The following is a 13864-nucleotide window of genomic DNA, read 5'->3' as shown; positions in this document are numbered from 1 at the left end:
CGTGACCGTCTTCAGGACCAGGGCGCACGCCTACCCCTATCCCCGTACCGCGGACGAACTCACCGAGGAGCACCTGAGCATGCCCGTCGCGGCGCTCACGGCGATCGCGCGGCACCCGGTGACCGTGTATCCCGACACCACCACCCTCTACCAACGGCTGGCCCGCGAGATGGCCGACGAGCTGCGCGAGAACAACCTGCGCGGCGAGCCCACCCGCTGGATCCTGCCCGTCGGCCCCAAGGCGCACTATCCGCTGCTGGCGCGCATCTGCAACCAGGAGCGCATCAGCTGGGCCGACGTGCACGCCTTCCACATGGACGAGTTCCTCGACCGGCAGGGCCGCCCCGTCGAGCCGTCGCACCCGTTCAGCTTCCGCGGCTACTGCGACCGCAACCTCTACCGGCCGCTGGACCCCGGGCTGCGCCCGCACCCGGCCAACGTCGTCTACCCGGACGTCCTCGACCCCGACGCCTTCGGCGCCCGGCTGCGCGAGGTCGGCGGGGCCGACACGTGCTTCGCGGGCTTCGGCTACCGGGGGCACCTGGCCTTCAACGAGCCGCCCGCGACCCGCTGGCACCGGTACACCGTCGAGGAGTTCGCCGCCTCCACCACCCGGGTCGTCACCCTGCTCGACGACACGCTCGTGGCCCTCTCACACCGCCTGACCGGCGGCTACACCCAGGCCATCCCGCCGATGGCCATCACGCTGGGCATGGCGGAGATCCTTTCGGCCCGGCGGCTGCACCTCATCACCGACGGCGGCGCGTGGAAGCGCTACATCGTCCGCGTGCTGCTGCTGACGACCGAGCCGGAGGTGCTGCTCCCGGTCACGCTGGCGCACCGGCACCCCGACGTGCGCGTCTCGGTGGACGCAGGCAGCATCGCCCCGTGCGCGGTGGGGCTGGGCGCATGACCGTGCTCGCGCTCGGCGCCTACACCCTGGACCTCTACATGTTCGGCGGCCGCCTGCCCGCGGCCGGCGAGAGCGTCAACGCCGCCGAGTACGCCACCGCGCACGGCGGCAAGGCGGCGAACGTGGCGGTCGCGGCGGCCCGGCTCGGCGCGCCCGCGCGTTTCGCCGGCTGCCTGGGCGACGACGCCGACGGGCGGGCGGCGCTGGCGGCGCTGCGGGCCGACGGCGTCGAGGTGGGCGACTGCGCGATCGCCAGGGGTGTGGCCACCGGGCGCAGCTTCGTCTACGTCGACGGCGAGGGACGGCAGATCGTGATGACCTGGCCGGGGGCGGCCGACCTGCTCGCCCCGGCGCGCGCGGCCGCCACGGCCGCGCGCCTGCCGGCCGGGTCGGTGCTCGTCCTGCAGGGCGAGATCCCGGTGGCGACCTCGTACGCGGCGGCGGCCGCCGTCTCCCCCGGGGTCCGCGTCCTGGTCAACCCCAGCCCGGCTCCGGCGTTCCTCGGCGCCGGTGGGGCGGACCTGCTGGGCCGGGCCGACGTGGTGGTGCTCAACGAGGAGGAGCTGAGCCTGCTGACCGGCGGCCGCGCCGCGGACTCGCCGCAGTCGCCGGAGTCGCTGCGCCCCCGTACGAGAGGGGGCGCCGTGGTCGTCACCCGGGGTGAGCGGGGAGCCGGGGTGAGCGACGATCACGGCACTATGCTGGTCGGCGCACCCCGCGTGGACGCTGTCGACACGACCGGAGCGGGCGACGCCTTCACCGGCGCGCTGGCCGCCGCCCTGCGCGCAGGCGTGAGCCTGGCGGCCGGGGTCAGCCTCGCCTGCCAGGTGGCCGCCGTCTCGGTCACGCGACGTTTCTGCGCTCCCAGCTACCCGTCCGCCGGAGAGCTCGGCCTCGCCCCTCTCCACGGTCCACCGGCGCAGGAGATATCCGCATGACACCACGACCGCACACCCTGGCCATCAGGATCCGCGACCGGCTCCGCCTGCTCATCGTCGAGCAGGGCCTGCGCCCGGGCGACAAGCTGCCGTCGGAGAACGAGCTGATGAGCCTGTTCGACGCGGGCCGCACCAGCATCCGCGAGGCGTTCAAGCTCCTGGAGCAGGAGGGCGTCATCCAGGCGCGCCACGGCGACGGCCGCTACCTCACCGCGCAGCCGAGCCTGGACCGTCCGCTGACCCGCCTCGAAGGCGTGACGGAGATGCTCGCCAGCCGCGGTTTCACCGCCGACGACACCGTCCTGGACGTCACGTCGGCCGAGCCGGACCGCCACCAGCGCGAGGTGCTGCGGCTGGCGCCCGGCGAGACGATCGTGCGCCTGGAGCGGCTGCGCCGCTACCGGGACGACGCGCTGCTCTACTCGATCGACCTGTTCCCGCGCCGGCTCGTCCCCCTGCCGATGGACGAGGTCGACTGGTCCGGGTCGCTGTTCCAGCTCCTCACCGAGCACGGCCACACGATCGCGTACGCGGTCACCCAGGTCCGTGCCGTCACCCTGGACGCGGCGCAGGCCGAGCGCGTCGGCGGCACCGAGGCCGGCGGCGCGTGGCTGCTGCTCATCCAGACCCACCACGACAGCGCGGGGCGGCCCCTGCTGTTCTCGCAGGACTACCACCGCGGCACCGACTTCTCCTTCCACCTGGTGAGGCGCCGTGACTGACTCCCTCCTGAACGGCGCGCGCCGCCGCCACGTCCTGTTCGACCACGACGGCGCGCCCGACGACCTGCTGGCGCTGCTGCTGCTGACCCACTACGAGAACGTCGATCTGCGCGGTGTGGCCGTCACCCCGGCCGACTGCCTGCCCGAGCCCGGCCTGTCGGCCACCCGCAAGATCCTCGCCCTGGTGGGCCGGGACGTGCCGACGGCGCTGGGCGTGCTGCCCGGCCGCAACCCGTTCCCGCTCGCCTGGCGGATCGACGCCCTGCGGGTGGACGCGCTGCCCGTGCTCAACCAGCCCGGCCGCACCGTGCCCGCCGAGGACACGCCACCGGCACACGAGCAGCTCGCCGCCTGGCTGGCGCAGGCGCCCGGACCGGTCACCGTGCTGGCCACCGGCCCGCTGACCAACATCGCCTGGTGCCTGGAGCACCACCCCGGGCTCGCGGCGCGCATCGAGGAGATCGTGTTCATGGGCGGCGCCCTGGACGTCGCGGGCAACGTCCACCAGCCCGGCCACGACGGCAGCGGCGAGTGGAACGTCTACTGGGACCCCGACGCCGTCAAGCGCGTGTTCGACTCCGACGTGCCGATCACCATGTTCCCGCTGGACGTGACCAACCGGGTGCCGGTGACCGCCGACTTCGTCGAGACCTTCGGCCGCACGTACGGCGAGCAGGTGAGCGACCTGGCCGGGTCGCTGCTGGCGCTCACCTTCGGCACGCTGGAGACCACCGGGCTGCCCTACTGCTGCTGGGACAGCCTCACCACGTCCTACCTCGCCGACCAGGACATCTGCACCTTCGAGACGGTGCGCTGCGACGTCGTGACCCGCAGCGCGAGCCAGGGACGAATCGTGCGAAGCGCCGGTGGGCGCGTGGTCCGCTGCGCCCGGTCGGTCGACCCGGACCGGTTCTACCGGCACTTCCTCACCACTCTCGCCCCGCGCGGGCGATGACCTCAACCACAGAAAGGATCACGCGATGAGCACGAGCACGATGGATGCGGGCGAGCGGATCGCCGCGTCGCTTCGCGGCCGCCGCCGGATCCTGTCCGTCTTCTGGCTCGCCGAGGACGAGATCTCCTTCTACGGACTGCCGCTGATGCTCCGCCGGGTACCGCACGTGGTCAGGGCGAGGGTCGGCCGAAGCGTGGCGGAGGCCGGCCAGGTGCTCGGCGGAGGGGATTTCGACGTGGTGGTGCTGCCGGTCGCGGTGGTGCCGCAGGTGCTGGCGGCCGCCGGTACGCTCCGCGGCCGGACCAGGGTGCTGGCGCTGATGCGGACCGAAGAGGCGCGCCACCTGTCCTCCCTGGCCGATCACCACGGTGTCGACGGCTGCCTGCCGTGGGACGTGGTCAACGTCGCCGGATTGTCCGACGCCTTCGCGCACCTGCTCAGCGGCGATCCGCCCGCCCCGCCGGCCGCGCTGCCGGAGGTGCCCGCCTCGCCCGCCCCGCCTGTCGTGCCGGTCGTGCCTGTCGTCCCGGCCGCGCCGCCGGCCGAGAGCGCCGGCGCCGAGCTGACCGACCGGCTGACCGAACGCGAGCACACGGCGCTGACCCTGCTGCTGCGCGGAATGAGCAACAACCAGATCGCCCGCGCCATGGGCATCTCGATCCACGGTGTCAAACGGCACGTCTCGAACCTGCTCGTGAAGTTCGACTGCTCCAACCGGACGGAGGTGGCCCTGGTCGCGCAGCGGCTGGGACTCAGCTCCGCCACCGGTGTCCCCCGCGTCAACCCGGCGGTCAGGTGAAGGGCGACCCCCTTCCCGAATTCGCATATTGCCCGCACCCCGAAGTGACCGAAGAGAAGTGGAGCGACAATGGACGTCCCCCCCATGGAACTCAGTGGTCGCGTTCCCATCGTGCGCGCCGACGAGCTCGACGCCGACATGGAGAAGGCGGCCGGGGCCATCAGGACTCAACTGACCGACTGGGGCTTCATGTCCGCCGAGGTCCCCGGCATCGGCGCGCGCGTCCGCACCATGATGGAGGAGTTCGCGTCGGCGTGCCGGTCGTCGGAGCCCCGGCTGGCCGACTACGCGCAGTCGTCGGTGCCCCAGCTGTCCGTCGGCGGCACGCACGGGTTCTTCCCGTACAACTCCGAGATCCCGCGCCTGGCCAACGGCGTACCCGACCCCAAGGAGTTCATCCACGTCAGCGGGGCGCTGCTGGCCGACCAGCCGCCCGGTGCCGGTGACGTCATGCGCGCCTTCCCGGCGTTCGGGGCGGCCGCGAGCGACGTGTTCGACACCGCGTTCCGGCTCATCTCCCTGTTCGGCGAGGTCGTCCGCGGCATGATGCCGCCCGGCACCCCCGAGCTGGACCTGTCGCGCGAGGCCACGAACCTGCGGGTGATCCGCTACCGGGACGTGGGCGACCGCGAGGTGCTGGCGCACGAGCACTCGGGCATCCAGATGCTCGGGCTGCAGCTGCCGCCCTCCGACCAGGGGCTGCAGTACGTGCTGCACGACGGCACCTGGGTGGAGCCGGTGATCGCCGGTACGGACGTGGTCCTGTGCAACATCGGCCGGATGCTGACGAGCGCCTCCAACGACCGCTTCCGGCCGTCGACGCACCGGGTGCACACCAAGCCCATGCCCGCCGGCTACGAGCGCCTGTCGTCGGTGCTGTTCGCCTACCCGCCGCACAAGGCACCCCAGTGGAAGATGATCGACGGTGAGGTGACGATGCTCGACGCGACCTGGGGCGACTTCATCGACAACCGGTTCAAGGGCCTGGGCGACCCGCAGCCGGCCTCCTGACGGACGAGGGGCCTCCCGGTTCGGCGCGGATCCTGACATCCGCCCCCGATCCGGGAGGCCCTCCCGGCACCGCGACGACCACCCGACGAGACGATCCACCACCTGGCGGACCCTCCGCGAGACGGCGACCAGCTACGCGTGCGTGTGGTGCCGGGCCGACGTGGACATCTTGCACACCGGCCCGCCAGGCCACACCCCCACCCCGGCCCGGCCGTCCTACGCGCCGCCGGACCGGCGCTGGAACGAGGCCTCCGGCGGGAATCCCCGGCGGTATCACGCTTCGGGGCACTGGAGGCCGACCCTGTGCGGGCTGGCCGCCGACGACCTCACCGACCACGGCGCGCAGTGGCGGCCCGGCCGTGCCGGCGCCTGTCCCGGGTGCTCGGCGGCCGCCGAGCACCTCACCGTCTCGCGGCGCGGACGCCTGCGCGACCCGATCGACGACGCCCTGACCGCGCGCGGGCACGAACGCCGCGTCGCCACCGCCGGGCCCACCCCGGGAGGCGGCGGCGGTGTCACCCGTGTCACGCGCAGGTCTTGAAGGTCCAGACCGGTGTCCAGTTCACCGGATCGCTCCGGTGCGCCCAGTAGTCGCCGATGACGTGCTGGACCCCGTCGCCGTCCGGGGCGCCGTAGAACCACACGGACGACTCCCCGTGGTTGTGCGTGTCCCACAGTCCGCGGAATCCCCGCAGGTCCCAGAGGTCACAACCCCAGAACTCGTAGACGTAGTAGCGGCCGCCCCAGGTCTGGATCGTGCAGAAGCCGTCCAGCTCCGGGTACCCGTCGCCGTAGCAGTAGTTGTGCACGTAGTTGTCGGCCCCCACGGCGCCGGCCGCCTCGAAGACCTTGCACTTCCCGTCGGAACGCGCCTTGACCCGCGGCCCGTCCCAGACCGGGACCCACCCGCCGTCCTGGCACGACCAGACAGGCGCGAGGAGGCCGGCCGGGGCCGCCGCCTCGGTGGCGTGGCCTCCGGCCGCCCGCGCCTGGCCCCCCGGCTGGGCCGCGCGGCCGGAATGGGCACCGGCCGGCGGGGCGGCGAGGAGCGCGAGGAGCGTCGCGATCGCCAAGATGATCAACGGTGGACCGTACCTGCGTGAACGCATGGGATTTTCCCTCCTTGGGCGTTCGTTGCCATGCCGTTCACCATCCCCTCCTGGCACGGCGCTGTCCTCACCCGCACGTCGCATCCGGCGGTACGCCGGCGGGCGTAACCCGAAAACCGGCGGGCGCCGCGCCATCGAGGCGCTCACGCGTGTCCGCGTCGACGGCGAGCGGGTGCCGGGCGCGGGCGAACGTCGCTGGTCGCTTTTGGGGTGTTTTATCCTTTAAAGCGGCAAATTGGACCCGAGAACGGCTGCTACGTGAACCCCGACTTCCTCGACCTGCTGGCGGACAGCCATCTACGCCTCGTCGGCACCCCGCTGGCCGGCCCCGGCACCACGACGCGCTGGCTGCACGAGGACGCCCCCTTCGGCGTGCTCGCCCACGACACCGCGGACGACCCCCGCTTCACCTACGCGAACGTCACCGCCCAGCGATGCTTCGAGTACGAATGGGAGGAGTTCGTCGGCCTGCCCTCCCGGCTCTCGGCGGAGCCTGACCGCCGGGAGGACCGCCGGCGGCTCCTGGACGCCGTGCGCCGGGACGGCTTCGCGACGGGCTACCGGGGGCGGCGCATCGCCAAGTCCGGCCGCCGGTTCTGGATCGAGGACGTGACGATGTGGAACCTGGTGGACGGGGACGGCACGCTCGCGGGCCAGGCGGCGACCTTCCGGCGCTGGCGGGACGCCTGACGTTCAGCGCGACGCGGCCGGAAGCACCGTCATCCCCCGCTCCGATCGAACGGCCGACGGAAAGGTAAAGCTGAGATTGCTCCCTATTTCGTCTGTTTTGTGATTGTTAGCGCTATTTTGAGGTTGCATACGAGCCTTACATCCTTCTATCCGACTGGATTAAGGAGGCGTTGCAATGCGCGCAGCGCGGATGCACGGCTACAAGCAGCCGTTGCGGATCGACGACGTCCCGGTTCCCGAACCGGGTCCGGGCGAGGTGCTCATCAAGGTCCGGGCCACCGGGATATGCCGTAGCGACTTCCAGCTCACCGACGGCTACTTCCCGCTCGAGCTCGACTTCCCCTACATTCCCGGCCACGAGGTGGCGGGCGAGGTCGCCCGGCTGGGCACGGACGTTCCCGCTTCGGCCGGCCTGTCGGAGGGGGACCTGGTGGTCGTGAATCCCGCCTGGGGTGACGGAACCTGCCGGCAGTGCCACGAGGGCAACGAGCAGCTGTGCACGGGGAGCGGTGGATGGATCGGCTTCGGGCCGCCCGGAGGCTTCGCCGAGTACGTCACGGCTCCCTGCCGCCATCTCATCCGCATCGACCCGAACACGGACATGGAGCCTCAGTACCTCGCGCCCCTGGTGGACGCCGGGCTGACCCCCTACCGGGGGATGAAGAAGATCCGCGACGCCGGAAGGCTGGGGCCGGGACGCACGGTGGTCGTCAGCGGCATCGGCGGGCTCGGGAGCTACGGCGTGCAGTACGCCCGGCTGCTCGGCGACGGGGCCACCGTGGTCGCCTTCGCGCGCGACGAGGACAAGCTCGCGGTGGCGAGGCAGAACGGCGCCGACCACACCGTCAACACCCGAGGCAGGACGCCCGACCAGGTACGGGCCGACCTCGCGGAGCTGACCGGCCGCGGCGAGATCGACGCCGCCCTTGACTGCTCGGGAGCCGCGCAGTCACTCGAGCTCAACGCCGCGCTCCTGGCGGCCGAGGGAACCCTCGTGTCGGTGGGCCTGATGGGTCAGCACGTCGAGTTCCCGGTGTTCTCGTTCGTCTCCGGCGAGAGGACCTTCTCCGGGTCCTTCTGGGGCAACTACAACGACCTCACCGAGGTCCTCGCGCTCGCCGGGCAGGGCCGGATCAAGCACACCGTCACGCCGGTCGAGCTCGACGACATCAACGACGGGCTCGACGCGCTGGCCCGGGGCGAGGTGATCGGGCGCCAGGTCGTCGTCTTCGACTGACACGTTCGGCCGGCACGTTCGGCCGGCACGTTCGGTCGGCACGTTCGGCCGGCACGCGATCGCGTGGCCCGGCGATCCGGTCGCCTCGGCTCCCCGAGGGCGGCGATCGGATCGCCGGTCGCGGGCGGCACGGCGGCCGAGGTGGCCGACAGGGCCGGGACGGCCGTCGGCTCCGGCCGTGATCCGTCAGAGGACGGGGCTCAGACCGTCGCGACCCGGCGGCGGTACCGGCCGGGCGCCACGCCGAACTCCCGCTTGAAGGCGTTGCCGAAGGCGAACTCCGATCCGTACCCCACCCGCTCGGCCACCTCCGCCACCGACGCGTCGGACTCGCGCAGCATGCGCGCCCCGCTCACCAGCCGCCACCAGGTCAGGTACGCCAGCGGCGGCTGCCCGACCAGCCCCGTGAAGCGGCGGGCGAAGCCGGCGCGCGACATGCCCGCGTGGGCGCCGAGCGACTCGACCGTCCAGCGGCGGGCCGGGTCGCGGTGGACGGCGTCGAGCGCGCGGCCGACGACGGGGTCGACCAGCGCGGCGGCCCAGCCCGACAGCGTGCAGGGCTCGTCCTGGGTGTCGAAGTAGGCCCGCAGGACGTACAGCTGCAGCATGTCGAGCAGGGACGACACGACGGTGTCGGTGCCGGGGCGCGGGGTGTCGATCTCGGCGGCCAGCAGTTCGACGGCGGCCCGCAGCTCCGGACGGCTGCCGAGCGTCGCGGGCAGGTGGATCACGCCGGGCAGCGATCCCAGGATCGGGTGGGTCCTGTCGAGGTCGAGCCGGTAGCCGCAGGACAGGATCACCGTCTCGGCCCCGGCGCCGTCGAAACCGGCCGAGGCGAACAGCTCGGAGTGCGGGCCGCAGTCGGACGCGACCAGCGGCCTCGAGGGGTCGTCGGCCAGCCCGAACGGGTCGCTGCGCGGCAGGAACACCAGGTCGCCCACGCTCAGCGGGACAGGCTCGCCGTCGGAGGGAATGAGCCAGCAGGACCCGCGCAGCACCACCTGGAAACCCGCGGACTCGGGCACCGCGCGAAACGACACGCCCCAGGGCGCCCGCCAGGAGATCCGGGAGGAGGTGGGGCGCCCGCACCGCATGAAGGCCACGACGTCGCTCAGCATGTCCATGCGCCGAGTCTATGCCCTGAGACGCTGGCGTATAAATGATGGACAGAGGCGCATTCAGTATCTCAGCGGGTCTCCCTACTGTGGTTCACGTAACCGATCGAGGGAGATTGACATGTTGAGGGTGGGCATCATCCTGGGCAGTACCCGTCCCGGCCGCAAAGGCGAGGCGGTGGCGCGCTGGGTCCGCGATCTGGCGGCCAAACGAGGCGACGCCGAGTACGAGCTCGTCGACCTGAAGGACTACGGCCTGGGCAACCTGGACGAGCCGGAACACCCCGCCACCGGCAACTACCAGCACGAGCACACCAGGCGCTGGTCGGCCAAGATCTCGTCGCTGGACGCGTTCGTGATCGTGACCCCCGAGTACAACAGCTCCTACCCCGGCGCGCTCAAGAACGCCCTCGACTTCCTGTACGCGGAATGGAACAACAAGGCGGCCGGTTTCGTCGGCTACGGCGTGGACGGCGCGCCCCGGGCCATCTCGCACCTGCGGCACGTCCTGGGCCTGCTCAGCGTGGCCAGCGTGTCGAACCAGGTCGGGCTGTCGATCCACACCGACTTCGCGGACGGCTTCAGGCCCGCCGCCGCCCACGAGGACCGGCTGAACCTCGTCCTCGACCAGGTCCTCGCCTGGGGCTCCGCCCTGCGCCCGCTCAGGGCGTGAGCCGGTCCGCGTCTGCGCGGGGCCGCTCGCCGGGGGCGCCTCGCTCAGGGGCATGAGCCGGTCCTCGCCTCCGCGGGACCTCCCGCTCGCCAGGGGCGCCTCGTTCAGGGCATGTGCCGGTCCTCGCCTCCGTGGGGCCTCCGGCTCGCCGGGGGCCGCCTCGTTCAGGGGCTCACCTGGACTCGATCCGCCCCAGGGGGGCGGCGCTCTCCGACAGGGCCCTCCGCGCCGCCGCCCAGCCGGCGTCCTCGACGCCCAGGGCGTGGCGAAGGTAGGCCCACGTGACCCGCTGGATCAGGGCGACGCGCCCGGGGTTCTCGTCCGTCGTCTCGCGGGCCTCGTAGCCGGCGATCCCGCCGAGCGAGTGTTCCGCCCCGAACAGGGTGAGCAGGCTCTTGTCACCCGGGCTCAGGAAGTAGGGGTCGGTGAGCCACTCCGGTCCCCGGACCGACAGCGGCGAGTCGTCCCTGTCCCCGGCGACCACAAGGGCCGGCGTGGCCATGTTCGCGAAGTCCGGGTTCATGAACGGGAAGTGCTCGGCCGCGAACGGCGTCAGGTCGGCTCCCCCCTTCCCCGCCGTGGCGAGCAGCGCGCCCGCCTTGATCCGCGAGTCGGTCAGGTCCTCCTTCTCCCCGGTCACCGGATCGAGGACGCGGAACCTGCTCGCCTCCGAACGCAGCCCCAGCGGCCAGCGGCACTACCCCGACAGCGCGGTCGACCGTGTCCGGCTGATCCAGCAGTTGTACTCCGCAGGGTTGCCGAGCAGGTCGATCGCGGACCTGCTGCCGTGCGTCGTGAACGGTGAGGCCACGCCGGAGCTGCTCGACGGGCTCACTGCCGAGCGGGACCGCATCGACGGCCAGATCGGCGAGCTGGTGAGCGTCCGGGACAGGCTGGACACCGTCATCGCCGCCGCCACCGCCAACTGGCGGACGGGACGGCGCTGCCGGCCCCGGTAACCGGCAGGCCGGGAGCTCCCGGTGGCGGTTCGGTCGAGGATCTCGACGTACGAGGCGCTCCCCCGCGAGTCGGCCGTTCCCGCCGCCGGGAGCTCCCCGATGGCGGTTCAGTCGAGGATCTCGACGTACCCGTCGGTTCCGTGGACGCGGATCCGCTGCCCGTCCCGGATCAGCCGGGTGGCCCGCTCCACCCCCACGACGGCCGGCAGGCCGTACTCGCGCGCGATCACCGCCCCGTGCGTCATGAGGCCGCCCACCTCCGTCACCAGCCCGGCGACGGTGACGAACAGGGGGGTCCAGCTGGGGTCGGTGAAGGCGGTGACCAGGATGTCGCCCGCCTCGAGGTCGGCACGCGCCATGTCCGTGACGACACGGGCCCGGCCCTCGACGGTCCCGGCCGAGACCGGGAGGCCGGCCAGCGCGCCGGGCGGGGCGTCGTCGCGCCGGTACCGGCCGGTGAGGGCCTCGCCGTCGGAGGTGAGGACCCGGGGCGGGGTGAGCGCCTCGTACGACCGGAACGCCTCCCGCCTCTCCAGGACGAGCTCGGCGTCCACGGCGCCGGTGCGCACGACCTCCCGCAACTCCTCGAACCGGAGGAAGAAGATGTCCTCCCTCTCGCGCAGGACGCCGGAGCGGACGAGGCGATCGGCCTCGCCCAGCAACGCCTGCTTGTAGGCGAAGTAGCGGCTGACCATGCCGTACTTGGGATACTCCCGGTATCCGGCGAAGGTGCGGACGCGGTCGATCATCCGCTTGGTCTCCTCGGCCTTCCGCTCCCCCTCGGGCAGGGCGCGCAGCCGCGTCAGAACGTCCCGCTCCTTCCGTTCCGACTCCAGGCGCCCCTGTTCGAAGCGCCGCGCGCCCGCGCCGGGCTCGAAGTTCCTGATGTTGCCGAGGACGGCGGGCACGAGCGTGGCGGGATGCTCGCTCCAGCGCGTTCTGGTGATGTCGATCTCGCCCGCGCAGCGCATGCCGTACTCGTCGAGGTAGCCCCGGATGGCGTCACGCGCCTCCCCGCCGCCGGCCAGCCCGGCCAGCTCGTCCAGGAAGCCGTCGCCCTCCCGGCCCTCGTCGGCGACGCGCCGCAGGAACGCCACGACGTCCGCGTGCGGCCGGATCGTGTCCGCGACGTCGAGGAGCACCAGCCCCATCTCCGAGGTGACGTTGTGGGGGACGGACTGGGTGAGCACGTCGGCCGCGTTCCTCTCGCCCAGCCACTCCTCGAGGTGGTCGTTGAGCCACCAGGCCGCCTCCATCCCCGCCATGATCGCCTGGTGGCTCCGCGGATCGAACAGGACGCGCCTCAGCTCCGCGATGTCGGCCAGGATGAAGTCGAGCAGCTCCGGCCCGGACAGGGTCCGGATCTCGCTCCGCAGGGTGGCGACGGACGCCTGACCGTGCCGGATCAGCTCGGTGACGACGGCCGGATCGGTCTCGATCGGGGCGGGCGGGTCACCGGCGGGCGCGGCGGCGGGAACGGTCTCGACCGGAAGGTCCGGAAGGTCCGGAAGCAGGCGGATGAAGTCTCCCCGGTCGAGGACGCTCTGCAGCGCGTCCCGGATCAGCGGGTCGGACTTGCCCAGCGTCCCGATGAGGTACGCCCGGCCCGAGGGCGTCGCCAGGACGGGGGCCACGTCGACGAACAACCGCCCGCCCGCCTCGTGCATCGGCCGCGAGGTCGTCATCTGCCAGAAGGAGAGTCCCAGCGGCTTCATCGCGTCGGTCATCATCTGCTGGTGACCGACGGAGACGTAGACGTGGTTCTCCCGGTCGTCGGTCTCGGGGACGGGGAACAGGGTGGTGATCGGCCGGCTCTGGACGATGTGGAAGTCGTCGCCGGTCAGGCACCACTCGATGTCCTGGGGCCTGCCGAAGCGCGCCTCGACGCGCCGGCCCAGCCGCACGAGGCGCACGACCTGCGCGTCCGTCAGGGCCGGTCGCGTCTGCCGCCGCGCCTCGACCGGGGCCTCCCGGGTGCCGCCTCCCGGCGACGCCTGGACGGACCGCGCCTTGGTGGCGACCGCCGTGGTGACGACCTGATCGTCGCGCACCGTGTAGACGTCCCCGGCGACCAGGCCGGAGACGAGCGCCTCGCCGAGCCCCCAGCCGGCCTCCACGGTGGCGATCTTCCGGTTCGAGGTCACGGGGTCGGCGGTGAAGAGGATCCCGGCCGCGTCCGGGAACACCATCCGCTGCACGACCACGGCCATCCGCACCCTGCGGTGGTCGAAGCCGTTGCGGCGCCGGTAGGTCACCGCCCGCTCGGTGAACAGCGAGGCCCAGCACCTCCGGACGTGCCGGACGATCTCCGGCAGGCCCGCGATGTTCAGGTACGAGTCCTGCTGGCCGGCGAAGGACGCGGTCGGCAGGTCCTCGGCCGTCGCGCTGGAACGCACCGCGTAGGAGTCGCGCTCCCCGAGCCGGGTGAGCGCCTCGCCGATCGCCGCCACGAGATCGTCGGGAACCGTGACCTCCTCGATGAGGCGGCGGACGTCGGCGCTCAGGGTGCGGATCGCCGCGTGGTCGTCCGGTTCCACGCGCGAGAGCGGGTCGAGCCGGGCGTCGATCGACGGCGCCTCGGCCACGACCCGCTGGAAGGCCTCCGTCGTGACGCAGAAGCCGTCCGGCACGCGGACGCCGTCGATTCGCGAGAGCTCGCCCAGGTGCGCCCCCTTCCCTCCGACGTCCGCGATGTTCGTCGAGTCGATCTCATCGAAACCCAGCACGTAACCCAATTCCGTTG

Annotated in this window: 15 protein-coding genes; 11 read left to right on the top strand and 4 right to left on the bottom strand. The window is 72.3% G+C overall.

From position 1 onward, the window contains the following. Position 1 precedes the first annotated feature (1 nt). From AC5L38_RS31800 to AC5L38_RS31770, 7 genes are all read left to right on the top strand, one after another. The gene (locus tag AC5L38_RS31800; protein ID WP_495246496.1) at positions 2 to 913 is read left to right on the top strand and encodes a 6-phosphogluconolactonase; all 912 of its coding nucleotides are present in this window, start codon (positions 2 to 4) and stop codon (positions 911 to 913) included. Beyond that, positions 889 to 1851, top strand: coding sequence for a PfkB family carbohydrate kinase (locus tag AC5L38_RS31795; protein ID WP_495246495.1), 963 nt, complete (start codon positions 889 to 891; stop codon positions 1849 to 1851). Before AC5L38_RS31800 ends, AC5L38_RS31795 begins: the two co-directional genes overlap by 25 nt. Further along, positions 1848 to 2573 (top strand): GntR family transcriptional regulator, encoded by a 726-nt coding sequence (locus AC5L38_RS31790; RefSeq protein ID WP_495246494.1) that lies wholly within the window; start codon positions 1848 to 1850, stop codon positions 2571 to 2573. The genes AC5L38_RS31795 and AC5L38_RS31790 overlap by 4 nt, the downstream gene beginning before the upstream one ends. Then, the gene (locus tag AC5L38_RS31785; RefSeq protein WP_495246493.1) at positions 2566 to 3528 is read left to right on the top strand and encodes a nucleoside hydrolase; all 963 of its coding nucleotides are present in this window, start codon (positions 2566 to 2568) and stop codon (positions 3526 to 3528) included. The genes AC5L38_RS31790 and AC5L38_RS31785 overlap by 8 nt, the downstream gene beginning before the upstream one ends. 25 nt (positions 3529 to 3553) lie before the next feature. Next, complete coding sequence (locus AC5L38_RS31780; protein WP_495246492.1) at positions 3554 to 4327, top strand: helix-turn-helix transcriptional regulator; 774 nt, start codon at positions 3554 to 3556, stop codon at positions 4325 to 4327. Positions 4328 to 4396: 69 nt separating this feature from the next. Continuing rightward, entirely contained in the window at positions 4397 to 5338 is a 942-nt protein-coding gene (locus AC5L38_RS31775) for a 2OG-Fe(II) oxygenase family protein (RefSeq protein ID WP_495246491.1), read from the top strand. 160 nt (positions 5339 to 5498) lie between these two features. Continuing rightward, entirely contained in the window at positions 5499 to 5879 is a 381-nt protein-coding gene (locus tag AC5L38_RS31770; protein WP_495246490.1) for a hypothetical protein, read from the top strand. Here AC5L38_RS31770 and AC5L38_RS31765 read toward each other — a convergent pair. Further along, positions 5863 to 6420, bottom strand: coding sequence for a hypothetical protein (locus AC5L38_RS31765; RefSeq protein WP_495246489.1), 558 nt, complete (start codon positions 6418 to 6420; stop codon positions 5863 to 5865). The two genes, AC5L38_RS31770 and AC5L38_RS31765, sit on opposite strands and share 17 nt — an antisense overlap. Before the next feature lie 285 nt (positions 6421 to 6705). Between AC5L38_RS31765 and AC5L38_RS31760 the strand changes: the two genes are divergently transcribed. After that, positions 6706 to 7137, top strand: a complete 432-nt coding sequence (locus AC5L38_RS31760; RefSeq protein ID WP_495246488.1) for an MEKHLA domain-containing protein — start codon at positions 6706 to 6708, stop codon at positions 7135 to 7137. Positions 7138 to 7312: 175 nt separating this feature from the next. Beyond that, positions 7313 to 8374 carry an NAD(P)-dependent alcohol dehydrogenase gene (locus tag AC5L38_RS31755; RefSeq protein WP_495246487.1) on the top strand — a complete coding sequence of 354 codons (1062 nt, stop codon included), beginning with the start codon at positions 7313 to 7315 and terminating at the stop codon, positions 8372 to 8374. Between the two features lie 200 nt (positions 8375 to 8574). Here the strand turns inward: AC5L38_RS31755 and AC5L38_RS31750 are convergent, their stop codons facing one another. Then, positions 8575 to 9498, bottom strand: coding sequence for an AraC family transcriptional regulator (locus AC5L38_RS31750; RefSeq protein ID WP_495246486.1), 924 nt, complete (start codon positions 9496 to 9498; stop codon positions 8575 to 8577). A gap of 112 nt (positions 9499 to 9610) precedes the next feature. Between AC5L38_RS31750 and AC5L38_RS31745 the strand changes: the two genes are divergently transcribed. Then, positions 9611 to 10162: an NADPH-dependent FMN reductase gene (locus AC5L38_RS31745; RefSeq protein WP_495246485.1), complete on the top strand. Its 552-nt coding sequence runs from the start codon at positions 9611 to 9613 to the stop codon at positions 10160 to 10162. Between the two features lie 172 nt (positions 10163 to 10334). On the opposite strand, the gene AC5L38_RS31740 is transcribed toward AC5L38_RS31745, so the two are convergent. Beyond that, positions 10335 to 10802 carry an alpha/beta hydrolase gene (locus AC5L38_RS31740; RefSeq protein ID WP_495246484.1) on the bottom strand — a complete coding sequence of 156 codons (468 nt, stop codon included), beginning with the start codon at positions 10800 to 10802 and terminating at the stop codon, positions 10335 to 10337. Between AC5L38_RS31740 and AC5L38_RS31735 the strand changes: the two genes are divergently transcribed. Further along, on the top strand, positions 10762 to 11121 hold the full coding sequence (locus tag AC5L38_RS31735; RefSeq protein ID WP_495246483.1) for a MerR family transcriptional regulator: 360 nt from the start codon (positions 10762 to 10764) through the stop codon (positions 11119 to 11121). The two genes, AC5L38_RS31740 and AC5L38_RS31735, sit on opposite strands and share 41 nt — an antisense overlap. A gap of 107 nt (positions 11122 to 11228) precedes the next feature. Here AC5L38_RS31735 and rph read toward each other — a convergent pair whose 3' ends face one another. After that, positions 11229 to 13856: a rifamycin-inactivating phosphotransferase gene (rph, locus tag AC5L38_RS31730; RefSeq protein WP_495246482.1), complete on the bottom strand. Its 2628-nt coding sequence runs from the start codon at positions 13854 to 13856 to the stop codon at positions 11229 to 11231. Positions 13857 to 13864: the final 8 nt, after the last annotated feature.

This window comes from Streptosporangium nanhuense, assembly GCF_059358815.1.
This window is presented reverse-complemented; position numbering and strand designations above follow the sequence as displayed.

What these genes read in the sequence shown, in the direction of transcription:
- AC5L38_RS31790 (WP_495246494.1), top strand. Translation starts at nt 1,848, where the DNA reads ATGACACCACGACCGCACACCCTGGCCATCAGGATCCGCGACCGGCTC.
- AC5L38_RS31780 (WP_495246492.1), top strand. Translation starts at nt 3,554, where the DNA reads ATGAGCACGAGCACGATGGATGCGGGCGAGCGGATCGCCGCGTCGCTT.
- AC5L38_RS31775 (WP_495246491.1), top strand. Translation starts at nt 4,397, where the DNA reads ATGGACGTCCCCCCCATGGAACTCAGTGGTCGCGTTCCCATCGTGCGC.
- AC5L38_RS31755 (WP_495246487.1), top strand. Translation starts at nt 7,313, where the DNA reads ATGCGCGCAGCGCGGATGCACGGCTACAAGCAGCCGTTGCGGATCGAC.
- AC5L38_RS31750 (WP_495246486.1), bottom strand. Translation starts at nt 9,498, where the DNA reads ATGGACATGCTGAGCGACGTCGTGGCCTTCATGCGGTGCGGGCGCCCC.
- AC5L38_RS31745 (WP_495246485.1), top strand. Translation starts at nt 9,611, where the DNA reads ATGTTGAGGGTGGGCATCATCCTGGGCAGTACCCGTCCCGGCCGCAAA.